Origin of the sequence: Microseira sp. BLCC-F43 (assembly GCF_041929235.1) — a bacterium.
Lineage (GTDB): Bacteria > Cyanobacteriota > Cyanobacteriia > Cyanobacteriales > Aerosakkonemataceae > Microseira.
Window position 1 is genome coordinate 1 of sequence record NZ_JBHFNP010000137.1, and the last position, 25504, is coordinate 25504.

Consider the following 25504-nt stretch of genomic DNA (forward strand, 5'->3'; position numbering starts at 1 on the left):
CTGTCTCACCCAACCCAAAAGAGATTAATTCTACTTGTGGGATAGGCATCCTGCCTGTCTCACCCAACCCAAAAGAGATTAATTCTACTTGTGGGATAGGCATCCTGCCTGTCTCACCCAACCCAAAAGAGATTAATTCTACTTGTGGGATAGGCATCCTATCTGTCTCACCCATTTTAGGTACAAGACTTAACGGACGCCGCTATTGACTGCTTGAACAACTCTGCTAGCAATCGGAGGCGGAATGCGCGTATAGCTGAGGTCATCGTTGATTTGTTGACCGTCGGTCATCACCCACTGTACCAAGCGCTTCACTGCATCAGCTTTACCGGGTTGAGGATACTGTTTGTAAACCATCATCCAAGTCAAACCCACGATAGGATAACCTTGGTTCGGGTTACCAAATTCAGTAAAGTTAACGCGGAAGTCTTGGTTAAAATCTACACCTGCCAACGCTTGGTTTGCTGCCTCCATCGAAGGCGCAACGTAAGCATTACTGCGATTTTGCAATTGCGCCATCTGCATGTTAGCGCTCTTGGCAAAGGAGAATTCTACGTAACCAATCGCACCCCGCGTCTGTCTCACGCTTTGTGCAACACCGGGATTTCCTTGACCCCGCAGCGGATTTCCAGACCAGTTGGGTGTAGTGCTGGCAGTTACTCGACCCCGGAAATAAGGATTAATTGCACTTAGATGATTGCTAAAAATAAAGCTAGTACCGCTGCTATCTGCACGCACTGCGAGTCGAATCGGTTGATTGGGCAAGTTTACCCCTGGATTAGCAGAAGCAATTTTGGGGTCGTTCCAGCTAGTAATTTGACCGGAAAAAATACCAGGAAGCGCTTCGCGGGATAGTTTGAGATTGTTAACCCCTGGCAGATTATAAACAACTGCAACCGGGCCGCCAGCAGTGGGGATAAATATTACACCCCGACTAACTTTCCCCATTTCGTCATCTTTCATTGCCACGTCGCTCCCGGCAAAATCTACCGTTCCGGCAATCATTTGGCGCACTCCAGCACCGCTACCTACGGCTTGGTAGTTAACTCGAATGTTGGGGTTTCTTTGGCTGAATTGCTGAAAATACCTCTGATACAAAGGCGCCGGAAATGTTGCGCCTGCTCCATTAAGTGTTACTGATGCTGTTTGGGAAGTCGCCGTGTAAACGAAGCCTCCCACAACACCAACTGTTACCGCGGAAGCCACTACAGCTCGACGCAAAGTAGTGGAAGATAAAGCCATACTATCCCTATCCTTAAGCAGAAATGCATTTGTGATTAAGCATTTCCCACGCTACACTTTACTGGTTAAGAAAAGGAAAATATCAGTCTAATTCTAGGTTAAGCCGTGATTAAATTATGTTTAAGAAAAAGTTATATTAAAATTAAAAATTTTTAGTTATTTTTTTGTTGCCAAGTTTTAGATGGGATCGGCCCTGAGGCTGCCACTCCAAGATGGCAACCAAGAGTTAAGTTCGACATACCTCTAAAGGGGTATATTTTCTGCCTCCGGTTCGTAGTGGGGACTTTAGTCCTCTGTTTGAGCGATTGCAACTTGCCACCCTTTCTTCGTTTGCCCCAGTTTTAAAGAACTACAAGACTTTATAAACTTAGGGAAATTACCGTTTAAATTCAATTCATCGAGAGTAATACTAATTGTTTTACCGTATTTTTTATGAAATTCACTTCCTAAAGTTGACATAGAAATAGCGCTATTAGAAGATTTAGCCGTTAAAATTTTCAAAATATTAACAAGCGCCTCTTCTAATTCAGATGGCGAACTAATAGATGAATTTATCATATGATTTTGCTCATCTAATTCAGGAGTCGAGCCATTGGTATTGGAAGCTTTCGGCTCAGACATTTCAAATAAAGTAATATAAAGTTGCGACCGCTCCGAAACTTGATGCGCCACAAACTCAGATGGATACTCGAAGAAAATATCTCTTGGTTTTTTCCCTGGAAAGTGAGTTGCGACAACTTGAGTAATAGTAATCTGGTACTTACTTTGAAAAAGATTTGAAATTCTAGATAACTTGAGCCACTGACAACCAGTCCGCAATTGTTCGGCTTTAATTAACAGTTTTAACCCGGCAATAAATTCCTCAACCGAAGGCATTTCGGGGATGGTTTTGAGGGAATGAGTTTGAGTTTCTCCCGTCTTGCTGTTAAAGACTGCGATCGCATCTTTTTGTTTGCGAACCCGATATACAGTTAACCCGTGGGTTTGCAGCGTAGTACATAAATGAATAATCGCCTTATCCGAGGAGCAAACTAATACTTCTTTCGCATTTGGGTAATGTACAAAAATAGACGATCCAACCGTTGCCATTTTTAAATCGGCGCTGTCTTTTCCGGGGGGGACGTGAATTAGTTCGTAATGGCGTTCGTGAAATTCAGCATCTTTTCTCCCCATGCTGCGCCAATTCGCAAATGCGATTTTAATTTGAATCGGATAGGTACATATTTTATCTAAAAATTTCTCGGTTTCTACATCCAATTGTAAGTTTTCTACATCTAAAAGTAAGATGGCAATAGCCCCCGCAGATTTTGAGTCTAAATTTTCCCCGTCATTTGACGGCGTTGACGGCTGAATAATTATCTGACGTAGGTTCTTTATTAATACTTTGAACTCAGCCGTTTCAAAAAAGCTGGGTTCCACAAGAAGCTGCAAAAATTTTCTAACTTTAAGCAGTTGGGCTTTTTGGTCAGAGGCATTTAGTAGTTCTTGTTTCAACCTATCTTTGAATATAGACTGATAACGGTCATCTTTCCATGCCACTTTTCGATACTTTTCTTTCAACCATTGCGGATGCTGTCGCTGCATCTCCAGAACAGCTTCATAGATATAAATACTTATTCGATCGAGAAGGGTAGAATCAGTCACTGACAGCAAGCTAATGTGGTCTGGCATAGCCTTCCACGCGCACGGGGTGGTCTATGAGTCCATAATAAAAGGAAGTTTAACCTTTACATATCTTAATCATGGCTAGAGACCTGCGGGGATTCATCAAACTACTGGAAGAAAGAGGGCAATTGCGGCGAATTAGTGCCTTAGTTGACCCAGATTTGGAAATTGCGGAGATTTCTAACCGGATGCTGCAACAAGGCGGTCCTGGGTTAATCTTTGAAAATGTCAAAGGGTCGCCTTATCCTGTAGCGGTGAACTTGCTGGGAACGGTAGAACGCATTTGCTGGGCGATGAACATGCAGCACCCCCAGGAGTTAGAGGAATTGGGGAAAAAACTGGCAATGCTGCAACAACCCAAACCGCCCAAAAAGATATCCCAGGCGATGGAGTTTGGCAAAGTGCTGTTTGACGTGCTGAAAGCAAAACCGGGACGGGACTTTTTCCCCGCCTGTCAGCAAGTGGTAATTGAAGGAGATGACCTAGATTTAAACAAAATTCCGATGATTCGCCCTTATCCAGGCGATGCAGGTCAAATTATCACCCTGGGATTGGTAATTACCAAAGATTGCGAAACCGGCGTCCCGAATGTGGGAGTCTATCGGTTGCAACTGCAATCGCGCCATACAATGACAGTGCATTGGTTATCCGTCAGAGGTGGGGCGAGGCATTTACGGAAAGCCGCGCAACAGGGTAAGAAATTGGAAATTGCGATCGCTCTCGGAGTCGATCCTCTAATTATCATGGCAGCTGCGACGCCCATCCCCGTAGACTTATCTGAATGGCTGTTTGCCGGACTGTACGGCGGTTCCGGCGTGCAACTCGCGAAATGCAAAACAGTCGATTTAGAAGTCCCAGCGGACTCGGAAATGGTCTTAGAAGGGACGATTACACCAGGGGAGGTATTGCCCGATGGGCCATTTGGCGATCACATGGGATATTACGGCGGCGAAGAAGATTCGCCCCTGATTCGCTTCCACTGCATGACAATGCGAAAAGATCCAATTTATTTAACCACATTTAGCGGGCGTCCGCCGAAAGAAGAAGCGATGATGGCGATCGCACTCAATCGCATTTACACCCCCATCCTACGGCAACAAGTCTCGGAAATCGTCGATTTCTTCCTGCCAATGGAAGCTTTAAGTTACAAAGCTGCCATTATTTCCATTGACAAAGCATATCCCGGACAAGCCCGCCGCGCCGCCCTGGCATTTTGGAGTGCTTTACCCCAATTTACCTACACCAAATTTGTCATTGTCGTCGATAAAAACATTAACATCCGCGATCCGCGTCAAGTCGTATGGGCAATTAGTTCCAAAGTTGACCCCTCGCGGGATGTTTTTATTCTGCCCAATACACCCTTTGATAGTTTAGACTTCGCCAGCGAAAAAATAGGATTGGGCGGACGCATGGGCATCGACGCGACAACTAAAATCCCCCCCGAAACCGAACACGAATGGGGCGCACCTTTGGAATCAGATCCAGATGTAGCGGCGATGGTAGAACGCCGTTGGGCGGAATATGGGTTAGCAGACTTGCAGTTAGGCGAAGTCGATCCGAACTTATTTGGATATGACATGGCGAAACAAGAACAAGGAAGACAGGGAAGATAGGAAAGAATTCTCCCTTGTCTCCCTTGTCTCCATCAACCCACAGGACTTACGCAAAGATTCTAGATGTAGGGTGCGTTAACGCAGTGTAACGCACCGTCACCACCATATATGGAGTTGCGGCGTAATACCAAATCCGCTTCCATCACCCCCTTTATGCCGAACGACGCGCATTCGCGGCTACACAAACAAAGACCGCCTGCGCGGTCTGTAAGAATAAAGGGGGTTGTTAACCCGGATTTGGTATAAGTCCTGAACCCATTAACCTCCCGACTTCCGAGTTGATGAATCGGTAGATCCTGGTTTGCGATAGCGAACCAAAATGCTCATCACCCGATCCGAATTGGGTACTGGCGTCAGGGGACTCCAATCATCAGGTTGAGCAAATCCGATGGCGAAAAACTTGCGGATTTCTGCCATCACCCCCTCGCGAGTACCGATAATCAAAAAATCGATGCGTTCTCGTTGGGGTTCGCCTGCGTCAGAATTAGGACGATCGAATCCGTCAGAGTCTCCCAAAAACTCTTCTGCCATGATATTTTCTCCTTTTTTTCGGTTTAAAACCAAAAAATCTAGCCACCCCGCAGGCAGCACAAAGCAGGGTGGCTACAGAGAAATGTTAAAATTCTCCATTAGCCTCCAGGCTGGTAAGCACAGTTTGGGGGTCAAGCTGTCCTTTGCCGTTGGTAGCGGCATTGGGCAGCGATACTAGATTTTTGGCTGGACAAGGGCTGCTGTCGTTGAACTAGAGCAACCTTAAACAGAGACGATATCTCGATTGGGGACAACTGTCAAGCTCCCCGTGACGTTGCTTTACCAAACTTTAGGGATCGATTGTAGATTTTGCTGAATCGGGATAGCAAGAAGCATATTTAAAGAAACGTCAGCGAGTGTTTGGGAGTTTCACCCATTTAGTCGAAATTGACTTATTGCGTGCCGGTGAACCAATGCCAATTTTAGGAAAGCCCATCGAGAGCGATTATAGAATTTTGGTGAGTCGAAGCGAACGCCGTCCTCAAGCTGAATTATATGCCTTTAACCTGCAACATAGCATCCCGTCATTTTTGTTACCGTTGCAAGAGGAAGATACTGAACCTGCGATAGACTTGCAAACCTTAATAATTGGCGTATATGACCAAGCTGCTTACGATTTAGTGATAGATTATACTCGCGAACTAGCCCCACCCCTAGAGGAAGTAAATGCCGCTTGGGTGGATGCACTGCTGCGGGAAAAAGGGTTACGGTAAGATAAAAATTTTTTTCTTATCCTTTCCGGATCTGCTCCAACTCTATAGGAAAAAGCCTATAAACGATCGCGGCTGTTTCTAGATTAGCCGCAAAATGCGTCGCAGCTAATTAGCCCCAAACTTTAACAATATCAGTAGAGCGTTTTGTCTTTGCACAAAGCGTCAGATGCATTTTGCGAAGTTTGGGAACCCACATAGAGGAAAGGTATGCACCCAAAATGGCAGAAGAAGCACTTTACAACAACAAGAAGAACAAAATTCGCGTCACCCGCAGTTTGTTAGAAGCACAAGGAGGTCGATACCCAATTCGCAACATTTCTAAAATCAAACTCGACAAGAAAGGGGAAAAAGGAGGAATTTCTTACAACTCTGTCTTTGCCACTTTCCTAGCAATTTTAATTGCCTTTGGTATTAGCCAGCCTATTGTAGCCTTAATCGCGGTGCTGGCTTTTTTCTTTGCAGCAGTCGATCCATCAACTCAGCCTCAACCCATTTTCGATCTAAAGATTATCTTATCTCCCAATAACGAGGAAATTACCATCTCTCCCGAAGATGGTGACGACTTAAAAGCACTGCAAAAGGCGCTGGAAGACGCAATTGATAGTACCTACCATGCCAGAGATGTCAAGATAATCAGCGGTTCATTAAAATAGGATGAGAGAGAAATATAGGACTTACGCGCTTGCTTCCCAGTTTCTACGAAAAATCGTTGGTTTGGGAACCAGAAAGCAACCAAGAAAGCGGGTTTCTGAAGCTTAGAAACCCGGTTGTGCCAAAAAACCGGGTTTCTAAGTTTAGCTCGCTTCGGAGCGCCAGACTTGCCCCAGTGGCAAGTCGATCCGAATTTTTGCGGATATGCTATAACGTATTAGTACTGATTCTTAGGACTTCGCGTCGTGGCTTCAAGGCTAACTTTCCTTGATCCTAAAACTTGTGCGTCGCTAAGGTACCAAGCGCTGATATGCCAAGGCTAAAAAACAGGGAAAGCCAAGCAGAGAAATAGAGGCAACAGGCAGTTGATTTGGGTGCATCTAATTTGGTCAAAGTATTAAGTAGATGTCGGTTCAGGTGGGTTTGCCCATCTGTCCTGTCATTGATTTTTAAGGAAGCCACAGCGCGGAACTGCATTTGTCATTTACCCCAGGCAATAAAGCTGTCAAAGTTTTATAAACTTCTGTGAAGAAATCGGAAATCACCGCAACTTCATCAGTAGACAAGAGTGTATTTCACCTAGGGTGAGATGCACCCTAAGCAATAGGGCTGTGGGGCTACTCGTACAAAAGGATAACGCACCCGCATATGCTATCTACCGCCGAAAAAGTACTTTACAACAAGAACAAGATTCGCATCACCAGATCGCTGCTTGAGTATAAAGGAACCGAGTATCCAATTCGGAACATTTCCAAAGTCAGGGTGGACAAGAAAGAAGCTGATGACCAACCCTTGATTGGTTTCATCCTTCTTGCTTGTTTAGCGGCAGCAGCGGCTTTGTACTTCAATCTGCCGACGTTAATAGTACTGGGAGCGATACTGGTTTTACTTTGGGTTTTAAACCCAACCGAGGTAGAGCCTACCTACAAGTTAATCGTCACTACGAATCAAGGGGAAGTAATCACCCTCGAACCTAAAGATGGTGACGATCTCAAACAGATAAAAGGCGCGTTGGAACAAGCAATTGATATGTCTGATTATCGGTGATAGTAAGGGTGGGTTTTACCAGATATTTTAAGGGTTGGTAAAACCTTCCCCTACTGGGGAATCTGACCTCACCCCTGGCCCCTCTCCTAGGAGGAGAGGGGCGAAAAGCGATAAAATTAACTCTTAGGATGGATATCTCAAAATTTAAGAATAGCTGATAATTATAAGAGACCTACCCTAAGCAATAAGGCCGTGGGGCACGCCTAGAGAATTGGAAGGCACCCACTATGACAATATCATCGCCAGACACAACCCTTTACGAAAACAAAGAAGAGCGCATTCGGATTACTAAGACTGTGCTGGAGTATCAAGGGACGGATTATCCCATTCGCCATATTGAGAAATGGAGGGAGGAGAAGGATTTTCAGTCTAAAAATTCGCCCCCAATCGATATCATCCCTGTAGGGGGTCTACTATTGCTAGTTACCTGGGTTTTAGGGCAAACGACGTTAATATTGCCGGAGTTGGTATTGCTGGGAATTGTGGCTCTCCTGACAGCAAGTGATGAGTCGGCTTACAAGCTGATCGTTACCACAGATAAAGGTGAGGAAATAGCTCTGAAGGCTAGCAGTAAGGAAGAACTAAAAAAAATGAAATCAGCCCTAGAAAAAGCGATGAGTCATTTAAGAGAGGATTAGTAGCTGGCTGAGGAATTCATGGCAATTTTGGGCGATCGCATCCAATGCGATCGCCCCTTTTTCCTGAGTTGCAGCGCTCGCCGTCCCCTATGATATAAATCGCCGCGCTAAACTCATCAGGACTTACGCACGACGATCTTATCACCAAAGTTTCTGCGTAGATCTCTGGTTGCCAAACCGACGATTTTTCATAGAAACTTTGGTGTTTGCGTAAGTCCTGCTCATAACACCAACGCCCCTTAACCCGTTATTGCCATGTCCCCCGTCAAAGACTTAAATATCCTAGAAGAGACAGCAGAAGATATTAACGCAAGTTGCTAGTTATAAACTTTGGCGTTGCCAGCTTGCTAATTGCTAATTGCTAATATAGGATTTTTACCAATCTAGCCATTAGCCATTAGCCATTAGCCGCTCCAAGAGAGATAACTAGCAACTTGAGTTATTTAGGTATCTGTGAAAGCAAGTTACGCTTTTTTACCCCTGATGGGCAGTTGGTACTCACCGAGGCAGAGGATGAACGTCGCCAGAAAGAATTAGCCGTAGCTAAAGCAGCAGCTTTGGCAGCAAAACTGCGAGAATTGGGGATCGATCCAGACAAGTTGTAAAGATATGGGGTGCGCGGATACGCACCCGCACCCCATATCTCTATGCCTGACCCAATCGTCGGTATCGCTTAGGTTTATGCTGGGAAAGTGGAGCAGCCATCAGTAAAACTTTCTCCAATAACCAAGGCGCAACGCGGTTACACCACACGGCTACGTGACTTTGCCATCCCACTAGAATTTCAGAAGATTCCTTCTCTAATCCGGCAATCATCGCCTGGGCGACTTTTTGGGGAGTTGTCGGTACAACGAAGCGGAACCACTGCAAGTCTCGCACCATGTCGGTATCGGTTAAAGATGGCAGCAAAGCAATGACTCGGATATTGTGTTGAGCAAGTTCGCCGCGCAATGCTTGGGTAAATCCCAAAATGGCAAACTTAGTGGCTGAATAGGTAGCCATTGTCGGTGCTGCTACCTTGCCCATCAAGCTGGAAACGTTAACAATTGTGCCTTCGCCTTGCGTTGCCATGCGTCGCGCTACCAAACGAGTCATGGCGTACATTCCCATTAAATTAATGGCGATTTCTTGCTGCACGTTTGGCAGTCGAGATTTCAAGAAAGGTGCTTGATGTGCAACGCCCGCACAATTGATCAGAAGATGAATCGGACCGTAATCTCGCCATGCTTGTGCGATCGCAATATTCACCTCGATTAATTGCGTCAAATCCAATGGCAGGATCGCAACTTCCGCCCCCAGCGCCTCGATTTCGGTCGCCACTTCAGCTAATCGGGTTGCATCCCGTGCTACTAACAGCAGGCGTTTTACCCCTTGTTGGGCTAATTCTAGTGCGATCGCTCGCCCAATTCCACGGGAAGCTCCAGTAACTAGAGCCGTTTTTCCTTGAACGTTCATAACTTAAACCCTCCAAATTTGAGGTATCATCGCGCCGCACTTTTGATGCCGAGTTGAAAGATTTCTCGCAGGCAGAATTCTCGACACGCTGCGAGACAAACGGTGATGCGCGATTTTGGTATCAAATGAAACTAAACTTGTACAAACAAGACATTTCTCAGAAATTGTGTGCTGAACTCTCTTTGCTGTAGATAAATCTGGGAAACTTCTTGTACGGTGAACGCGACTAGCCTAGAAACCGGGTTTCTCTGAAAAATATTCGGGAAAGGGAATTAGAGATCGCAGCAAGAAACCCGGTTTCTTTGGGTAAGTCTTGTTGATTTAAGCTGGCACTACGCAAGCATTGGCGAGTCATCAGGCAAAGAAACCGGGTTTCTCGGAAAAATAGTCGGGAAAGGGAACTGAAGATTTACGCAGAAACAAAGGTGATAGGTCGTTTACGCGCAGTTATACCAGCATTCAAGAAATTCTAGAATCCGTCAATTGTGAAGGGACAAGATTGAAACAAAGCATAAGTGACAAATCTCCCTGATACAAAATTGACCGGAAGCAAATCTACAGTCATACCTTAGCAACTAAATCAAGAAGCTGCAATATTTTTTCATAAATTTTCCCTGACAATGGCTCAATCCCCATTAGCGGCATCATTTCTTTCTCAAGGTTGTTGCTGTTGGGTGTGGGGCAATGCTAAGAGAAGGAGACTTTACAGAGGAGCTGACGCGTGCTATAAGAAAAAGCCCCAGAAGATATAATCCTCTAGGGCTTGACCAGGGTGCATCTACCATTCCTTATTACTGGGATAGTCGGTAAGATCCGGAAGGATTTAGGAAATTAGTTCAGTTTTTTAGATTTATGTCTAACGCTACATCCCTGTTGGGAGACGTCAAAGCCTTACCTACTCTCGCACCGGCAGTATACATCGTGGGGGCGGGACCGGGCGATCCGGAATTGTTGACGGTGAAGGCGCAGAAAATTCTCGCCCAGGCGGATGCGATCTTATTCGCCGACTCCCTCGTACCAGAACAGATATTGCAGGGGGTGCGCGAGGATGCGGAGATTATCCCCACGGCGAATCAAACCCTGGAAGAGATTTTGCCGATCGTGGTGGAAAGAGTGCGCCAAGGCAAATCTGTCGTCCGCCTCCATTCCGGAGATCCGAGTCTGTACAGCGCTATCGGCGAACAAATCGCTGCTTTAGCACAAGCAGAAATTCCCTTTGAAGTCATACCGGGAATTAGCGCCTTTCAAGCAGCAGCAGCTAAACTTGGCGTCGAACTAACCGTACCGGGATTGGTGCAGACAATTATCCTCACTCGCATTAGCGGTCGCACGCAAGTCCCGGAAAAGGAAGAATTATCCTCTCTAGCAGCGCATCAGGCGAGTTTGTGCCTTTACCTGAGTGCGCGTCACGTGGAAGCCGCCCAAAATCAGCTAAAGCAACATTATCCCGCAGATACGCCCGTGGCGATTTGTTATCGCTTGGGTTGGCCTGATGAGAGAATTGTACTGGTTCCCTTGCATCAGATGGCAGCGGTGACGCGAGAAGAAAAGTTGATTCGCACAACGCTTTATGTTATCAGTCCAGCATTGGGGAAAGTCGAGAACGCGCGATCTCGCCTGTATCATCCAGAACACAGTCATCTATTTCGGCGAAAGAGCAATCAGGATCGTTGAATATATCGGGTCTGTGGAAACTGCTATGCCTTCCCTAAAAAGCGATCGCCAAACTCTATACGAGACAGATTACCTGAAATGGGTAGAAACCACCGCAGAAAAACTGCGAAGTCAGGACCCTATCTCGAAAGTATCTTGACAGAATCTTACACAGAAGCGGTCAAGCAAGCCAAAGCTGAAACTGGGTTACCATTAGAGACATTTCCTACCGAGTGTCCTTATGAGTTGATAGCGGTGATGGATGATGAGTTTTTGCCCCAATAAGCGTTGCCGTTGTATCAACCAGCCGTGAGGATTGATAAACTTAGCGATGTAGAAAACAAATCAGGGGATAAACCCGTGTTAGACGAACAAGCGAAAAAGACTATCCTGCGGAAAATTCCCCACGGACTTTATGTCTGCGGCGTCAAAGATGGGGAAGAAGTTAACGGTTTCACCGCCAGTTGGGTAATGCAGGCTTCTTTTACGCCACCGTTGGTGGTAAATTGCGTTAAGCAAGATTCTAAATCCCACGCCATGATTAAAGCCAGTGGCGTGTTTGCCCTCACCGTTCTAGAAGCGGGACAAAAAGATTTAGCCCAGAAATTTTTCAAGCCGCAACGCCGCAGCGGCGATAAGTTTGAGGATGTAGAATTTTATCTGGGAGAAGAAACCGGCTGTCCGATTATTAAAGACTCTCTGGGTTACGTAGAGTGTAAAGTAGTCGGTGCAGTAGAACAAGGCGATCATACCGTTTACGTCGGCGAAGTAATTGGTGCTGGCGTGCATCGGGAAGGCGACGCTTTGTTACTAGAAAGCACCGGCTGGAATTACGGCGGCTAAGGGTAATTTCAGATTTAAGATTGCAGATTGTAGATTTAAGATTTGAAATAATTTAATCGGCAACCCATCAATCTAAAATCCCCTGAATCTGCCATCCAATAAATCTGAAATATAAAATCTCAAATCTAAAATTCCATCAATCTCAAATCTGCAATCATGCCATGCCTTTAATCAAAGTTCAATCTTCTGTTTCTGCACCGGAAAAATCTGCGGTTCAGCAGTTACTCAAAAGTCTTTCTTCCGCGTTAGCAAAGCATACAGGTAAACCGGAAGCTTACGTAATGACGGCGTTTGAACCTGATGTGGCGATGACTTTTGCTGGAACAACCGATCCGGTTTGTTACATTGAAGTTAAAAGCGTTGGCAGTATGAGTCCATCGCAAACTAAGTCGATGAGTCAGGATTTTTGTGAGAAAATTAACTCAGCGTTGGGCGTGCCTACAAATCGAATTTACATCGAGTTTAACGATGCTAAAGGTTCGATGTGGGGGTGGAATGGCTCGACTTTTGGTTAGGCGCTAGGACTTATACTCTTCGGAGGTCATCACCTTGGTTTCTTTGTAGAGAAAATTTGGTGTTTGCTTAAGTTCGACTTATGCTTGGGCGACCCATCACCTTAGTTTCTTTGTAGATCTCTTTTTGAGAGAAACCCGGTTTCTTTGCGTCAGCGTCGGTCGAGGCGGTTTTATTTTAGTTATATCGTTTCTGGTTGCATCGGAATTACGACCTGTAGGGGCAATTAGCAATTAGCAATTACCAATTACCAAGAAATGCCGCTCGTTCCGATGCCACCGGATTTGATATTATCTGTTGCTAGCAAAGATTATTGGTAAAACCCGCCCCTACACCCAGGAAAATATACGATATCGATGCACCCCGCGTTGATATAATATTGCATCCCTAATCTTGCAAAACTTCCACCAAATCTTCGAGCGTTACTTCAAAAGCACTGGCTATTTTGAAAACAGCGGAGAGATCGACCGTGTTCAAGGCATCGCGCTGAACGTAACTTTTCACTGTGTTGTAATTTACTCCTGAGCGCTCGGCAATTTCCTTGAGCGTCCAACCCTTTTGATCGGCTAACTCTCGAATCCGCAACCTAACGTAACCCATGTTTTGAATTGACATTGGTGCATACGCACCGGAAATAATATGTACATTGAAAGCGAGCGCCCTTCTAGCCTGAAAAACGAAAAGAGCGGAGGCAATTCTTACCAGATCCCACAAACGTGGGAAGGATAATTATATGATACCAAAATCAAAGCCCAAATTGAACATTCATCCCTGGTGTATTGTGCGTCAATTGCCTAATATGCAGCGATTAGTTGTGGCTTGATTTTATCGTCGCAACGATGCGGATGGTTATATTCAGGTGTTGCGGTGGTTGTTACCAGGCGCGAACGGGATTGTGTTCGATGTTACTGGGGTAGAGAAAGTCCAACATTCTCCCTCATCTGAATTAGAGCAACTTTTGTAGGGAATTTAGGCGATCGCTTTTATGATGATGTGGCATAAGAGGGATCGCTATTAACGCAAGTTGCTAGTGATATCCAAAAACAGTGGTAATGCTGTTAAGTAGGTGAGGATAAATAAACTCAACAGGGGGCGGACACCGACGCCCACCCCACAAGAGATCTGAAATTCTTGTGGGGTGGGCATTGGATCGGTTCCTATGCTTACATAACTATTTTCACTTTATTTACCTCCACCTACTTACTAGGCTATGCCGTGGGAACGAGGGTAATAGATAATTGTCAAGAGTAGGCTGCCAATGAATCCAATTACCAATTACCAATTACCAAAGCTAGAGTGTAAGAGTAGCAGCTTTTTTGCTTTAACTTACTTATTATGAACGACCGACTGACGGAAGCTCAAATGGCACAAGTTGTTGCCGAAGTGGAACGATTATCTCAGCGTCGGGAGGCAGAGTATAACGCGGAACAAGTCAAGCAAATTTTACAAGAATTAAATCTGCCGCCGGAGTTGTTGGAAGATGCGATGGTGCAGTTGCGTCGCCAAGAAGCTTTGGCAGAACAGAAACGGCGAAATCGGTGGATTATGGGGGGTATAGTGGTAGCATTGATGGGCGCGATCGCTACCACTGCTGTGTACGTGCAGAATCAAAACCGGGTGGAAAATGAGATCGCTAATGTCTCTGCATCCAATAGTTTAGTTACTCTAACGCAAAATGGGGGCAGCAGCGCCAATCAAATCGTCCGTCAATCTAATCCCAGAGTTTACTACCGCGTCACGTTACAAAATGCCCCAGTAGGGGAAAAATTATCTCTTGCTTGCGACTGGATCGATCCTAGGGGAAATATTGCCCATCAAAGTCGCTATCAAACGCGCCAAATTGATAAATCTGTTTGGCCTACTTATTGCTATCATCAGCTTAACTCTGGGTCAGCGACTGGCACTTGGAAGGTGCAGATGTTGTTGGGAAATCGCACGCTTAGCACTAGCAGGTTTGATGTTAAATGAAACCCCGTCATTTTATCGGTTATTGGGGTTACCAAAAAGATGGCAGTTGCGTTTGGGAAGTTAACCCGAAAGACGCAACCCCAGAAAAGCTATGTGAAAATGGAATAATTGCGGCTATTTCAGCGGGTGGGTTTTCCGATTGCCCAGATGCTTGGGTTAAAGTAGAAGGCGATCGCTTAATTTTAGGCAGAGATCCTTTTGGGCGCGTGACTTTATATTGGACGCAGGTAGAACAAGCAATCTGGTTTTCTTCCCAATTCCAGCAACTCTTGCCGATTGTTAAATCTCCCCAAGTTAGCATCCCCGCTTTATACGGTTATTCCTGTTTTTCCTACGTCCCAACTCCCCTATCTCCGGTTGAAAATATTTTCGCCATCCCCCCAGGAACGGAATTAATTTTCCAGGGAAACCCGTTAAAATATACCAGGCGACGGTTACAAGAATGGCGAGAAGCACCCGAATTAATTCAAGATGAAAATATAGCGGTTTCCCAACTGCAAATTTTGCTCAAAGATGCTATTTATCGACAAATTTCCGACTTGCCGGATGAACCTGTGGGGGTGTTGCTTTCTGGCGGGATTGATTCTTCAGTTGTTGCTGCTTTGTTGGTGCAAGCTGGGATTAAAGTCCGTGCCTATGCTTTAGATTTTGGCAACGATGGTTATTCGGAATTGCCTTATGCCGAAATAGTTGGTCGATATTTAGATATTCCCTTAGTGAAAGTGGCGGCGACACCGAAGGAATTGAAGCGCGGTATCGCATCTACTGCCCAAGCATTAGATATCCCGTTTGGCGATGGGGTTACTACTCCATTATACCTGTTAAATCAAGCTGCGAGTCAAGAAACATCGGTAATTTTTAACGGTGAAAATGGCGATCAATTATTTGCGGGATGGACGAACAAACCGTTAATTGCTGCTGGAATTTACAATGGGGTTAGAGGGATAGAAGACTTTAACCAACAATACCTGCAAACCTTTGGGAGACTTTACGGGTATGAAGCGCAAATTTTCAGCGATCGCATTTATAAAGAAGTCCAGACTTTCAACCCCCAATCTTGGTTAGAAGACGCTTTAGATCCATCTTTTTGTCCGAGTTTCTTCCAGAGATTGCGTCGCGCTACTTTAATGTTAAAAGGCGCACAAAATATCCAACCAAGGGCGACCAATTTATCTTTTGCTTGCGGACTTTGGGTGCGATCGCCGTTTTGTGACTTACCCCTCACCGAATGGACTTTTCAACTGTCTGGAGAACTTTGCTTGCAAGGCGCTTGTGAAAAATATATCTTAAAACGCGCCGTCGAATCTTGGTTACCGCCCGAAATTGTCTGGCGCGAAAAACGCGGTATGGGAGTTCCCTTAAAGATTTGGTATTTTAATCAATTATGGTCAGAAATTGGTCAATGGTTGAATCCGGATGTATTGCGCGACGAAGGACGCTGGCAACCTCACCTCGCTGCAAATATAATGACAGGTAAGCTGGGAGAAGGTTTACAAACTCGCTACATTGGCAACGTCATGTGGATGTTGATTATGTGGCAAGCATGGCGGAGATCGGTATTAAAAGAAAAAGCAAATGGGCAATCTTTAGATCATCCTTTTTGGTTGCCACCCCAGGTGTGGAAATATGCTAGGAGGTTTTTATGAGGGGAGAAGTAATTAGCTTAGAAATAGCTGAGGAATTGCTGGAAAAATATGGATCGCCCCTGTATGTTTATGAAAGCGATCGCTTACATCAAACCATAGATCTAATTACCCAGTCTATTCCCTATCCCCGCACCCAATTTCACTTCGCCAGCGTCACCAATGGCAACATTGCCTTGATGCAGATTTTCCATGCTTGTGGGTGGAAACTTCACGCCAACACCCCCGGCGACATTTATTTAGGATTAAAAGCGGGATATTCCCCCGATGAAATTGTCTACAGCGGTAGCAACTTAAATGCAGCGGAAATGCGCTTGTTACTAACTGGTGGCGTCAGAACTTTAAACTTAGATAGTTTATCCCAGTTGAGTTTATGTTGCGAGATTTATCAAGAATTAAAAACATCGATTGCCGCCCCTAAATTGGGATTGAGATTAAATTTACCTGAAATTACCGGAGAAAGTCGCATCGGCGTGCATCCAGATGAATTTGAAGATGCGATCGCGATTGCTAATTCAGCCAAAATAAAACTTAGCGGATTGCATTTTTATCGCGGAACAGGTACTAATGCGACAGAAGCATTTACCTCAGTAATCGAAACCGTCCTGGCGACGGGGAAATTATTACCTGATTGGGAATATCTAGATTTTGGCGGTGGGTTTGGCTATCCTTATAATAAGGAAATTCCAGGGTTTAACTGGGAAGAATTTGGGGAGGAGTTGACGCAACAACTGCTGAAGATAGGGAAAGAAATTGAATTAATTATAGAACCGGGAAGGGCAGCGATCGCCGGATGCGCCACCTTACTTTGCCAAGTGGTTTCTGTGAAATGGCAGGGAGAAAAACAAATCGTCGGCGTCGATACTACTGTGGCTAATTTATCAGTACCATCCGTACATGGAGGTTATCGAGAAATTGTTGCTTGGAAAAACCTAACCCCCCCTACCCCCCTTCCCTGCGAGGGAAGGGGGGAGAATTACTCCCCTCTCCTCACCCCCCTTCCCTGCGAGGGAAGGGGGGAGAATTACTCCCCTCTCCTCGCAGGAGAGGGGTTGGGGGAGAGGTCATTGCATCCTACTGATGTATGCGGGAATACAACTTATTCGAGAGATTATCTGGGGCGAAATTGCCAACTTCCCAGTTTACAAATCGGGGATATGATTGCAATCTTAGATGTGGGGGCATATGGATATGCAATGTCTTCCCATTTCTTGCATCGTCCTCGCCCTGCTGAGGTATTGTTAGAAAATGGCAAGCATAGATTGATTCGTCGGCGAGAAGATTACAGCATATTATTGGAGAATCAAGTATTTTAGAGGTGAATTATGGGTATGAAATGCGTCAGGTGCGGGACAGATAATAATTTACGCGATCGCACCAATAACCAAGGACGTTGTAAAAACTGCAATCACCCATTTGCTTTTGAACCTTCTGCTGTAACAGATACTAAATTTAAGTTCACCGATCCGTTTTTTGCCAAGGCGATTAACGATATCTCTGATGATAACAGGCTGTACTTTACTCCCAAACAGCTATTTTATCTTTTAGACCGACGCTTAAACGCAAGAGTATTTAATCCAGTAGGATTCATAGGATGTGGCTTTATTAGCATATTTTTTATAATTATTGCCGTTATTATAGCCCAAGGTTTTGGATTATTACCATTCCTGGCAATTATTGCTATTAGTGTCGTTTTTACTGCAACTAACAACAAGAAAGCTAACCCCAAATTTCGCCGGAAAACTGCGCGAATTCTCCAATTATTGGGGGTTATTATTATAATTGCAGGAATTATAATCAGTCTGTCATTTAACTCATTTTTCTGGTTTGTATTTAGCGTGCTTTCGGGGATGATATCTATTTATTTAGGGTATCGCCAGTTGAATCGCATCAACGATATCGGGCAATCATTTTTTATTTCCCAAAGCCAGTTTGATGGCTGGATAAATCGCTGGAAAGGAATTAATATAATTGAAAAAATGTTGTCTTTGCCACGGGAAGAAAATACAGCTAATTCAATTAGTACGGAGATTAGCGCTTATAGTTTCGACCGAGTGGTTGTTTGCGATAAAGCAGCTATTGCTCAAATGCTAATAGCCAATAACTTCCACTTTGAAAATAGTTGCGCGGTGTTAAGCATCACCGGATATCCGGAAAGTATTTTTAGTACAGTCTTAGATATGCTACGCCGCAATCTGGATTTAAAAGTATATGCCTTACACGATGCTAGTCCTAGCGGAGTTTCCTTAGTTCGCAATCTCCGCACTAGCGCCGATTGGTTTTTCCACAGTAATGCAGTAATTTATGACTTGGGATTGCTTCCCCGCCAGGTATTTTCCAGTGAGAGTGTTTTTATAAGAAATTCCACCGAATCTGCACAAGCAGCGAAACAATTACCAGAGGAAGTCAGGCGAGATTTGACAAGCGAAGAACTCAAATGGTTAGACGCGGGTAACTTTGTAGAATTAGAATCCTTTAGCCCACAAAGAATTATGCGAGTAGCAAATCAAGGAATTGCTAAAAGTCAAGCACCTGATAGCAGCGATAGCTTAATTTTGATCGATAGCGGGGCAGATTCTATATATGTGGTTGAGAGTTTTGGTTGATTAGTCATATTGTTTCTGGCTGTTTATGAATGATTAAACCGCAGAGACGCAGAGGACGCAGAGGAAGAGAAGAGAGGTGTTATAAATGAGGAAATCAGCGATTACTATTTACTTGTAGCCAAATTTCCAAACTCACCAATAGCCACAGTTTATATCCATAACGTCCCCAAGCGTCGCCGCGATAATTTAACCAATCTCGAATGATAGATTGATTCAAATACGGTGCGATCGCCGCATTTTTCCCCAACAACAAACTCCTCGCTTTCCGATTCCAATCTTTGCGAAACCATTGCTGCATCGGCATTACCATGCCACTCTTAGGACGCTTGACGATCGCCTCTGGTAATAAATCCGCCACCGCTTGTTTTAAAACCGCCTTTTCCTCTGCACCAAATAACTTATATTCCGGCGGTATTTGCAAACTTAATTCTACAACGCGGCGGTCAAATAACGGCGAAAGTCCCTTTAATCCCGCCCCTTGAGTCAAATTATTCACTTTAGTTAAAATATAGTCTGCACCCTTATATTGAATATTGAGTAACATCAGCCGATTTAGATAACTACCCTGAGAATTTAACAGATTATAAAACACCGAAGGTTCATCTTTAACCGCTGCCCAAACCTCCGGTTTCAAAACTTGCGGCAAATCCAGATATAACTTCTTAAAAGAAGTGAGATAAGCAGCCAACTCATCTGTTTTATCCCGCTCAACAACCGATGCATACAAAGTATTTAATAACATCGGTTTATTTTTCGGCCCCGCAAAACAAGGATCGCCCCCTTCACCATTTAATATGGTATTCACCGATGCTTTAGCTGCCCGTCCCAACAACAAATTGGGAACCGTCAACCCCTCCCCAATCGGGTCATCCAAATAACCCATAGCTGACGGTAACCCTTCCCAAATAGTATCTGAATTTAACTCCAAAATATGATGCTCAGTACCACAATGATTAGCCACCAAATTAGCAAACTCCAACTCATGCGGATACTCCAAACCACAATGAATCGAATAAGTATGTACAGGACAATCGTGCAACTTCGCAGCCATTGCAACAATAGAACTCGAATCAATTCCCCCCGACAAAAAAGCCCCCACAGGTTCACCGTGAGGCAAACATTCTCCTACTACTTCTTCCAAAAGCGATCGCACCCTCCCCCCATACCACTCCAAACACCTCTCCCTCTCTCCAATCTCCTCTCGGACTTGCCAATAAACCTCTCTGCTTTCTCTGCGTCTCTGCGGTTCATTCATATCATTTGATAAACACAAAACAGTACCCGGACGCAACTCGCGCACATCTCGCCAAAGAGTTTGCTCACCCGGTACAAACCCACAACAAAGATAATCCCGCAACGCCACCAAATCTAATTCATTCGAGCGAAAAGGAGCCAAACTTCTCAACTGGGGAGCAACACAACAAATCGCTCCATAAGTGGTATAATATAAAGTGCGATACCCAACACGATCGCGTCCCAACCACAACTCCTCCCGCTCCCGATCCCAAACCGCAAAAGCAAACATCCCCTCCAAAAAATTTAAAGATTCAATCCCCTTTTTTTCCCACAAACAAGCCACAATCTCTAAACCAAAATCTCTTGTGGGATGGGCATCATGCCCGTCCTTTAGTAAACCAAAATCTCTTGTGGGATGGGCATCATGCCCGTCCCTCATATTAAAATCAAAACCCCCAATTAATTCCGCCTGATTACTTAACCAAATATCCCCCGCGACAACAAACCGCCCGGTAGGACTAAAAGCGGGTTGAATGCGAGAGATCGCCACCCGATCATCGCGCCAAATAATATCAGATATATCCTGAGTACATCCCCAAGCAAGATACCAACCTGAACTCACCTTTACCGACAAATGCGTTCGCGATTTCCAAAACATAGAAAATTAACCAGGCAATGAATTAATCAGCGAAGTAATGCCCCAGATTCCAACTAACGCGACTAAAGCACCGATAGCGATAATACTGAGGGGAATCAGAATGCTCTTTAATTGGAGCAAGAGTCTTTCTAATTCACCTTCATAGTATTTAGCTATTTTTTCCAGTGCGGCGTCTAGATTTCCCGTTTCTTCTCCGGTGCGAAGCATCCCAAGTGCAATGGGTGGTAAGCGACCTTGTAAACTTTTACTCAGAGACTGTCCGGCTAACACTCGTTGGGATGCGATCGCAATTTTACCAGCCATCACCGGATCGGGAATATGCTTTTGCCACAACTCTAGTGCAGTTCCCAAAGAAACGCCGCAACTTAAGGGTAATTCTAACTCGGCAAAATACAGCATCGAACGCGCTTGCAATATCTTTGCCAAAATCGGCACGCCTTGTAAACTTTGGATGGGGAGATGAGAACCAAAGAAATTACTAGCAACGATTAGTAAAACCAACAATCCAATCGCGAGTAACCAGAAACCGGATTGGGATAAAACGCTAGCATTTCCGGCAACGATCGCTGTTATTAGTAAAAATAAACTCCAGATAATCGCAATTGTAGCTAGCTTAACTGAATTATAGAGGCGATCGCGCCGGTGTTGGCGCTCCGATGCGATCGCTAGTCTCCTACAAGCAACTGACAAGGCACCGCTGTATTCTGCCGCTTCTAGCAAACCCAGCGTCCAACCGTCAAAATAAACTGGAGGTTGGGAAATCGCCGCTGCTAAACTTTGACCCCTGCCAACTGCTACAGTAGCCCGTTGCAGATAATTTTGAAACCCAGAAGTTAAATCTCTCCCTGCTAAACTCAAACTCTGCTGTAGCGATAAACCAGAATCTAGCAAACTTGCCAACTGTTGAAAAAATCGCGCTTTTTGTTGGGATTGAAGTTGACGCATAGCGGGAGTTAGGGGCGGGGTGTGTGCTATTTAGAGTAGCTTAGGAACAGAACACCCACAGAATGGGGTAAGCTCCGGTATAATCGCGTCAGTAACTCAGACAGCCAAAAGTTGTGATCGCAATCTATCCTGGCAGCTTCGATCCGATTACCCTGGGACACCTCGACGTGATGGAGCGAGGATGCCAGCTCTTTGAGCGAATGATTGTAGCAGTGCTGCGGAATCCCGGTAAAACGCCATTTTTTACCGTCGCCTCGCGCTTAGATCAGATTCGCGTAGCGACGCAACATTTGTCCAATATAGAAGTGGATAGCTTTGATGGTCTGACGGTGAACTATGCTAAACTGCGTCAAGCCAAAGTCATCATCAGGGGACTAAGGGTAGTTTCGGACTTTGAAAAAGAGCTACAAATGGCTCACACCAACAAAACCCTCGCGCCTGAGATCGAGACGGTTTTTCTGGCGACTTCTACCGAACTCGGCTTTTTAAGCAGTAGCGTGGTAAAAGAAATAGCTAGATTTGGCGGTTCCGTCGATCATCTTGTTCCCAAGCACGTTGCTATAGATATTTACAAAAAATGTTACGGCAAAACTCAGCCCGACTCGGCCCCGACGGCGACCAATCCAATAACCCAGATCAGTCCCAGCGTGGAACAGCAGGCGTAGATATTCAACGAGAACTCAATCGCCTAGAGGAAGCAATCCTCGACAGTCCGCGCATCCCGCTGACGCGGCGTACTTTAGTTGATGAAGAACAGTTACTAGAACAGCTAGATGTGGTGCGGCTAAATCTACCACCCGCTTTTGAAGAAGCAGAAGCAATTGTCCGCCAAAAAGATGAAATACTCCAAGAGGCGGAAAACTATGCTCAACAAATTGTTGAGGCAGCTGAGCAACGCGCCGCGCAGCTTTTAGACGAAACTGGCATTGTCAGACAAGCGAAAATAGAAGCCCAACAACTCTGGCAAATGGTGCAGCAAGAGTGCGAAGCAGCACAAGAACAAGCTTTGGCTGAAATCGAACGGATGCACCGGGAAGCGCAGCAAGAACTGGAGGAAATGCGCGCCAAAGCAATAGCTGAAGCAGACGCGATTGTTGATGGTGCGGACGACTACGCCGCGCGCGTCCTCAATAACTTAGAGCAGCAGTTAAACGATATGCTTAAAGTCATCCGTAACGGACGCTCCTCGCTGCAACCAGATGAGTCACCCGCTGCTGGGAATAAAAAAACGCCTCCCCCTCCCGCACCGAAAAAAGATTAATGCGCGGTAATTGGGAATGGGTAATTGGTAATTGCAGATAGCAAATTTCAGATTAAATTCAATCCAAAATCCCCCATTACCAATTACCAATTAGCAATTAGCAATTAGCAATTATGAAATTACTTTGTGTCAGTAACGGTCACGGGGAGGATGCAATCGCACTCCGCATTTTGCAGCAACTTTTGCGCCATCCCAATGCACCCCAAGTAGCAGCTTTGCCTATCGTAGGTGAAGGACAAGCTTATCAAGCTCAGGGTATTCCTATTATTGGGACAGTGAAGAAAATGCCCTCGGGCGGCTTTATTTACATGGATGGACGCCAACTAGCACGAGATCTGCAAGGCGGGTTACTCCAACTCCTCCTAGAGCAGTTTAAAACTGTGCGAAATTGGGCAAAACAAGGCGGAGTTGTGTTAGCAGTTGGAGATATTGTCCCCCTATTGTTGGCGAATTTGAGCGGTGCTAATTATGCCTTTGTCGGTACGGCTCAATCAGAATATTATCTGCGGAATGAATCGGGGTGGCTACCCCGTCAATCTCGGTTCGACGATTGGTTAAAAAAATGGTTCGGTTCGGTATACTACCCTTGGGAACGTTGGCTGATGAGCCATCCCCGCTGTAAAGCAGTTTTCCCCAGAGATCCGCTAACCACCAAAACTTTGCAGCAATGGTTAATTCCAGCATTTGACATGGGAAATCCGATGATGGATGATTTGGAACCATCGATTCCCAAACCAATTTTTTACCCAGAATTGGAAAAATTAGAGAAAGACCGCTTACTAACGATAACGCTTTTACCCGGTTCTAGAACGCCAGAAGCTTATCAAAATTGGCAAAAGATCTTGCAAGCAGTATCTGGGATTATAGAAGCCTTCGGGAGGCGACAGGTGCTGTTTTTGGCAGCGATCGCACCCACGTTAAACCTCGATTTTTTGCGACAAAGCTTGGTTTCCCAAGGTTTTGTCGCACAATCTACGGATACCGCCTCTCGGTGGAAAATCCCAGATGGGGAGGCGTTGGTATTTACCCAGGATAAAGCGACAGTAATCTTAACCCAGCACGCTTATAACGATTGCTTGCACCGGGGGGATATAGCGATCGCAATGGCGGGAACTGCTACCGAACAGTTTATCGGATTGGGGAAACCTGCGATCGCCATTCCAGGTAATGGTCCCCAGTTTACAAAAGCTTTCGCCGAAGCACAAAGTCGTTTATTAGGGCCATCTTTAATTTTAGTCGAACAACCTCACCAAGTTGCCAATATTATTCAAACTTTATTGCGCGATCCAGACCGACTGCAACAAATAGCTGAAAATGGTATTCGTCGCATGGGAAAACCAGGGGCAGCTTGTCGCATTGCCGATTATTTAATCCAAAAATTGGCTCATGGCTAATCGCTAATGCCTAATCGAAGAATATTATTGTTGCGCTCTTCACATCTCGCGATGAGCAATTAGCAATTAGCAATTAGCACTTGGCAACATCAGGCGCTTACATTTGTATAATTTAATACTTAATATCTTTACCAAACCCCATTGCTAAATCTGCCAGACATCTACAATATCTGTTTGGACAAGAAATAGGGTTGGTAAACCCAAAGCCATTTACAATCTAATCCTGTAGTTACTCAAGGGGTGCTGGAACGGTTTTTTTTTGTGCTTGTTGTTCCTTACTCAAACCCATGAACATTATCTCTTTTGGGCAAAGTATTCCGCTGTTGCCCTTAGCCTTTCAATTTACTTCTCCAGGGCCGATTCTGGTCAAATTGGGACCGCTCACGATTCGGTGGTACGGTTTCTTAATTGCATCAGCGGTATTAATCGGAGTCAGTCTTAGCGGTTACTTAGCCAAGCGTCGTAACATCAATCCAGATCTATTAAGCGATTTGGCAATCTGGCTTTTAGTTGGGGCAATTCCTTGTGCCAGAATTTACTATGTACTGTTTCAATGGCAAGAATATGCCCAAAACCCCGGTGAAGTTTTCGCAATTTGGAAAGGTGGTATTGCAATTCACGGCGCTATTTTGGGTGGTTTAATAGCCGCTTTAATCTTTGCACGAATTAAACAAGTGCCTTTCTGGAAACTAACGGATTTAGTCGCACCCTCGCTAATTTTAGGGCAGGCAATTGGACGCTGGGGTAATTTCTTCAATTCAGAAGCGTTTGGACGTCCGACAGATTTACCCTGGAAACTCTATATTGCACCCGAATACCGTCCGCGCGAGTATCCAGATTTTGCCTACTTTCATCCCACTTTCCTGTATGAGTCTATCTGGAATTTCATCGTGTTCGGCATATTGCTGACTTTATTCTTCCGTTCGCTTTCCTCGAAGCGCATAAAGACGGGTACGCTGATATTGGTTTACCTGATCTGTTACAGCAGCGGGAGATTGTGGATTGAAGGATTGCGAACCGATAGCTTAATGTTGGGACCGCTACGCATCGCGCAAGTTGTCAGTATAGTGGGAATTATACTGGGATTGGCAGGGTTGGCGTGGCTTTACTTGTTGGGGCGAAGTCTTCCCGATGTCGTTCCACCCAATAATGACCAGTTAGAGTCATCTTCAGAATAGTCAGGACTGACGCAAAGAAACTAAGGTGATAGGTTTGTCTTGCGTAAGTCC

Annotated in this window: 25 protein-coding genes and 1 pseudogene; 18 read left to right on the top strand and 8 right to left on the bottom strand. The window is 45.1% G+C overall.

Going from position 1 to position 25504, the window contains the following annotated elements:
• Positions 1–189: 189 nt before the first annotated feature.
• Positions 190–1242 (bottom strand): phosphate ABC transporter substrate-binding protein PstS, encoded by a 1053-nt coding sequence (gene pstS / locus ACE1CM_RS19390; protein WP_374879451.1) that lies wholly within the window; start codon positions 1240–1242, stop codon positions 190–192.
• A gap of 285 nt (positions 1243–1527) precedes the next feature.
• A complete protein-coding gene (locus ACE1CM_RS19395; RefSeq protein ID WP_374879453.1) occupies positions 1528–2913 on the bottom strand; it encodes an NYN domain-containing protein in 1386 nt (461 codons plus the stop codon).
• Between the two features lie 71 nt (positions 2914–2984).
• Between ACE1CM_RS19395 and ACE1CM_RS19400 the strand changes: the two genes are divergently transcribed.
• The gene (locus tag ACE1CM_RS19400; protein ID WP_374879455.1) at positions 2985–4520 is read left to right on the top strand and encodes a UbiD family decarboxylase; all 1536 of its coding nucleotides are present in this window, start codon (positions 2985–2987) and stop codon (positions 4518–4520) included.
• Positions 4521–4778: 258 nt separating this feature from the next.
• On the opposite strand, the gene ACE1CM_RS19405 is transcribed toward ACE1CM_RS19400, so the two are convergent.
• Positions 4779–5051: a hypothetical protein gene (locus ACE1CM_RS19405; protein WP_374879457.1), complete on the bottom strand. Its 273-nt coding sequence runs from the start codon at positions 5049–5051 to the stop codon at positions 4779–4781.
• A 341-nt stretch (positions 5052–5392) separates the two neighbouring features.
• On the opposite strand from ACE1CM_RS19405, the pseudogene ACE1CM_RS19410 reads away from it, so the two are divergent.
• From ACE1CM_RS19410 to ACE1CM_RS19430, 5 genes and pseudogenes are all read left to right on the top strand, one after another.
• Positions 5393–5764, top strand: a pseudogene (locus ACE1CM_RS19410) (DUF4058 family protein); the annotation flags it as partial.
• A gap of 218 nt (positions 5765–5982) precedes the next feature.
• A complete protein-coding gene (locus ACE1CM_RS19415) occupies positions 5983–6417 on the top strand; it encodes a DUF6232 family protein (RefSeq protein ID WP_374879459.1) in 435 nt (144 codons plus the stop codon).
• Between the two features lie 646 nt (positions 6418–7063).
• A complete protein-coding gene (locus ACE1CM_RS19420; RefSeq protein WP_374879461.1) occupies positions 7064–7462 on the top strand; it encodes a DUF6232 family protein in 399 nt (132 codons plus the stop codon).
• Between the two features lie 227 nt (positions 7463–7689).
• Positions 7690–8100: a DUF6232 family protein gene (locus tag ACE1CM_RS19425; protein ID WP_374879463.1), complete on the top strand. Its 411-nt coding sequence runs from the start codon at positions 7690–7692 to the stop codon at positions 8098–8100.
• 434 nt (positions 8101–8534) lie between these two features.
• Positions 8535–8705 carry a hypothetical protein gene (locus ACE1CM_RS19430; protein WP_374879465.1) on the top strand — a complete coding sequence of 57 codons (171 nt, stop codon included), beginning with the start codon at positions 8535–8537 and terminating at the stop codon, positions 8703–8705.
• Between the two features lie 40 nt (positions 8706–8745).
• Here the strand turns inward: ACE1CM_RS19430 and ACE1CM_RS19435 are convergent, their stop codons facing one another.
• Positions 8746–9555, bottom strand: coding sequence for an SDR family NAD(P)-dependent oxidoreductase (locus ACE1CM_RS19435; protein ID WP_374879467.1), 810 nt, complete (start codon positions 9553–9555; stop codon positions 8746–8748).
• A gap of 852 nt (positions 9556–10407) precedes the next feature.
• Between ACE1CM_RS19435 and cobM the strand changes: the two genes are divergently transcribed.
• From cobM to ACE1CM_RS19455, 4 genes are all read left to right on the top strand, one after another.
• Complete coding sequence (gene cobM / locus ACE1CM_RS19440) at positions 10408–11229, top strand: precorrin-4 C(11)-methyltransferase (RefSeq protein WP_374879469.1); 822 nt, start codon at positions 10408–10410, stop codon at positions 11227–11229.
• Positions 11230–11364: 135 nt separating this feature from the next.
• Entirely contained in the window at positions 11365–11493 is a 129-nt protein-coding gene (locus ACE1CM_RS19445) for a DUF29 family protein (RefSeq protein ID WP_374879471.1), read from the top strand.
• A gap of 75 nt (positions 11494–11568) precedes the next feature.
• Positions 11569–12051: a flavin reductase family protein gene (locus ACE1CM_RS19450; protein WP_374879519.1), complete on the top strand. Its 483-nt coding sequence runs from the start codon at positions 11569–11571 to the stop codon at positions 12049–12051.
• A gap of 161 nt (positions 12052–12212) precedes the next feature.
• The gene (locus ACE1CM_RS19455; protein WP_374879473.1) at positions 12213–12566 is read left to right on the top strand and encodes a phenylpyruvate tautomerase MIF-related protein; all 354 of its coding nucleotides are present in this window, start codon (positions 12213–12215) and stop codon (positions 12564–12566) included.
• Positions 12567–12951: 385 nt separating this feature from the next.
• Here ACE1CM_RS19455 and ACE1CM_RS19460 read toward each other — a convergent pair whose 3' ends face one another.
• Positions 12952–13164: a helix-turn-helix domain-containing protein gene (locus tag ACE1CM_RS19460; protein ID WP_374879521.1), complete on the bottom strand. Its 213-nt coding sequence runs from the start codon at positions 13162–13164 to the stop codon at positions 12952–12954.
• Between the two features lie 414 nt (positions 13165–13578).
• Positions 13579–13710 (bottom strand): hypothetical protein, encoded by a 132-nt coding sequence (locus ACE1CM_RS19465; protein WP_374879475.1) that lies wholly within the window; start codon positions 13708–13710, stop codon positions 13579–13581.
• Between the two features lie 189 nt (positions 13711–13899).
• Between ACE1CM_RS19465 and ACE1CM_RS19470 the strand changes: the two genes are divergently transcribed.
• From ACE1CM_RS19470 to ACE1CM_RS19485, 4 genes are read left to right on the top strand one after another with little or no spacing between them, the layout of a single operon-like run.
• Positions 13900–14532 (top strand): DUF3859 domain-containing protein, encoded by a 633-nt coding sequence (locus tag ACE1CM_RS19470; protein WP_374879476.1) that lies wholly within the window; start codon positions 13900–13902, stop codon positions 14530–14532.
• A complete protein-coding gene (locus ACE1CM_RS19475; protein WP_374879478.1) occupies positions 14529–16178 on the top strand; it encodes an asparagine synthetase B family protein in 1650 nt (549 codons plus the stop codon). The genes ACE1CM_RS19470 and ACE1CM_RS19475 overlap by 4 nt, the downstream gene beginning before the upstream one ends.
• Positions 16175–17491 carry a diaminopimelate decarboxylase family protein gene (locus ACE1CM_RS19480; RefSeq protein ID WP_374879479.1) on the top strand — a complete coding sequence of 439 codons (1317 nt, stop codon included), beginning with the start codon at positions 16175–16177 and terminating at the stop codon, positions 17489–17491. Before ACE1CM_RS19475 ends, ACE1CM_RS19480 begins: the two co-directional genes overlap by 4 nt.
• Before the next feature lie 9 nt (positions 17492–17500).
• Positions 17501–18781, top strand: a complete 1281-nt coding sequence (locus ACE1CM_RS19485; RefSeq protein WP_374879481.1) for a hypothetical protein — start codon at positions 17501–17503, stop codon at positions 18779–18781.
• 94 nt (positions 18782–18875) lie between these two features.
• Here the strand turns inward: ACE1CM_RS19485 and ACE1CM_RS19490 are convergent, their stop codons facing one another.
• Positions 18876–20675, bottom strand: a complete 1800-nt coding sequence (locus ACE1CM_RS19490) for an asparagine synthetase B family protein (RefSeq protein ID WP_374879483.1) — start codon at positions 20673–20675, stop codon at positions 18876–18878.
• Between the two features lie 6 nt (positions 20676–20681).
• Positions 20682–21620, bottom strand: coding sequence for a type II secretion system F family protein (locus ACE1CM_RS19495; protein ID WP_374879485.1), 939 nt, complete (start codon positions 21618–21620; stop codon positions 20682–20684).
• Positions 21621–21733: 113 nt separating this feature from the next.
• Between ACE1CM_RS19495 and coaD the strand changes: the two genes are divergently transcribed.
• From coaD to lgt, 4 genes are all read left to right on the top strand, one after another.
• Entirely contained in the window at positions 21734–22285 is a 552-nt protein-coding gene (coaD, locus tag ACE1CM_RS19500) for a pantetheine-phosphate adenylyltransferase (protein WP_374879487.1), read from the top strand.
• Positions 22198–22881: a DivIVA domain-containing protein gene (locus ACE1CM_RS19505; protein ID WP_374879489.1), complete on the top strand. Its 684-nt coding sequence runs from the start codon at positions 22198–22200 to the stop codon at positions 22879–22881. Before coaD ends, ACE1CM_RS19505 begins: the two co-directional genes overlap by 88 nt.
• Before the next feature lie 113 nt (positions 22882–22994).
• Positions 22995–24275, top strand: coding sequence for a lipid-A-disaccharide synthase-related protein (locus tag ACE1CM_RS19510; protein ID WP_374879490.1), 1281 nt, complete (start codon positions 22995–22997; stop codon positions 24273–24275).
• Positions 24276–24562: 287 nt separating this feature from the next.
• Positions 24563–25453 (top strand): prolipoprotein diacylglyceryl transferase, encoded by an 891-nt coding sequence (gene lgt / locus ACE1CM_RS19515; protein WP_374879492.1) that lies wholly within the window; start codon positions 24563–24565, stop codon positions 25451–25453.
• The last annotated feature ends 51 nt before the right edge of the window (positions 25454–25504 follow it).

What these genes read in the sequence shown, in the direction of transcription:
- ACE1CM_RS19460 (WP_374879521.1), bottom strand. Translation starts at nt 13,164, where the DNA reads ATGGGTTACGTTAGGTTGCGGATTCGAGAGTTAGCCGATCAAAAGGGT.
- ACE1CM_RS19400 (WP_374879455.1), top strand. Translation starts at nt 2,985, where the DNA reads ATGGCTAGAGACCTGCGGGGATTCATCAAACTACTGGAAGAAAGAGGG.
- ACE1CM_RS19425 (WP_374879463.1), top strand. Translation starts at nt 7,690, where the DNA reads ATGACAATATCATCGCCAGACACAACCCTTTACGAAAACAAAGAAGAG.
- ACE1CM_RS19490 (WP_374879483.1), bottom strand. Translation starts at nt 20,675, where the DNA reads ATGTTTTGGAAATCGCGAACGCATTTGTCGGTAAAGGTGAGTTCAGGT.
- ACE1CM_RS19455 (WP_374879473.1), top strand. Translation starts at nt 12,213, where the DNA reads ATGCCTTTAATCAAAGTTCAATCTTCTGTTTCTGCACCGGAAAAATCT.
- ACE1CM_RS19405 (WP_374879457.1), bottom strand. Translation starts at nt 5,051, where the DNA reads ATGGCAGAAGAGTTTTTGGGAGACTCTGACGGATTCGATCGTCCTAAT.
- ACE1CM_RS19435 (WP_374879467.1), bottom strand. Translation starts at nt 9,555, where the DNA reads ATGAACGTTCAAGGAAAAACGGCTCTAGTTACTGGAGCTTCCCGTGGA.
- ACE1CM_RS19495 (WP_374879485.1), bottom strand. Translation starts at nt 21,620, where the DNA reads ATGCGTCAACTTCAATCCCAACAAAAAGCGCGATTTTTTCAACAGTTG.
- ACE1CM_RS19420 (WP_374879461.1), top strand. Translation starts at nt 7,064, where the DNA reads ATGCTATCTACCGCCGAAAAAGTACTTTACAACAAGAACAAGATTCGC.
- ACE1CM_RS19480 (WP_374879479.1), top strand. Translation starts at nt 16,175, where the DNA reads ATGAGGGGAGAAGTAATTAGCTTAGAAATAGCTGAGGAATTGCTGGAA.
- ACE1CM_RS19470 (WP_374879476.1), top strand. Translation starts at nt 13,900, where the DNA reads ATGAACGACCGACTGACGGAAGCTCAAATGGCACAAGTTGTTGCCGAA.
- ACE1CM_RS19475 (WP_374879478.1), top strand. Translation starts at nt 14,529, where the DNA reads ATGAAACCCCGTCATTTTATCGGTTATTGGGGTTACCAAAAAGATGGC.
- lgt (WP_374879492.1), top strand. Translation starts at nt 24,563, where the DNA reads ATGAACATTATCTCTTTTGGGCAAAGTATTCCGCTGTTGCCCTTAGCC.
- ACE1CM_RS19505 (WP_374879489.1), top strand. Translation starts at nt 22,198, where the DNA reads ATGTTACGGCAAAACTCAGCCCGACTCGGCCCCGACGGCGACCAATCC.
- ACE1CM_RS19465 (WP_374879475.1), bottom strand. Translation starts at nt 13,710, where the DNA reads ATGCCCACCCCACAAGAATTTCAGATCTCTTGTGGGGTGGGCGTCGGT.
- ACE1CM_RS19485 (WP_374879481.1), top strand. Translation starts at nt 17,501, where the DNA reads ATGGGTATGAAATGCGTCAGGTGCGGGACAGATAATAATTTACGCGAT.
- ACE1CM_RS19510 (WP_374879490.1), top strand. Translation starts at nt 22,995, where the DNA reads ATGAAATTACTTTGTGTCAGTAACGGTCACGGGGAGGATGCAATCGCA.
- pstS (WP_374879451.1), bottom strand. Translation starts at nt 1,242, where the DNA reads ATGGCTTTATCTTCCACTACTTTGCGTCGAGCTGTAGTGGCTTCCGCG.
- ACE1CM_RS19415 (WP_374879459.1), top strand. Translation starts at nt 5,983, where the DNA reads ATGGCAGAAGAAGCACTTTACAACAACAAGAAGAACAAAATTCGCGTC.
- ACE1CM_RS19395 (WP_374879453.1), bottom strand. Translation starts at nt 2,913, where the DNA reads ATGCCAGACCACATTAGCTTGCTGTCAGTGACTGATTCTACCCTTCTC.
- cobM (WP_374879469.1), top strand. Translation starts at nt 10,408, where the DNA reads ATGTCTAACGCTACATCCCTGTTGGGAGACGTCAAAGCCTTACCTACT.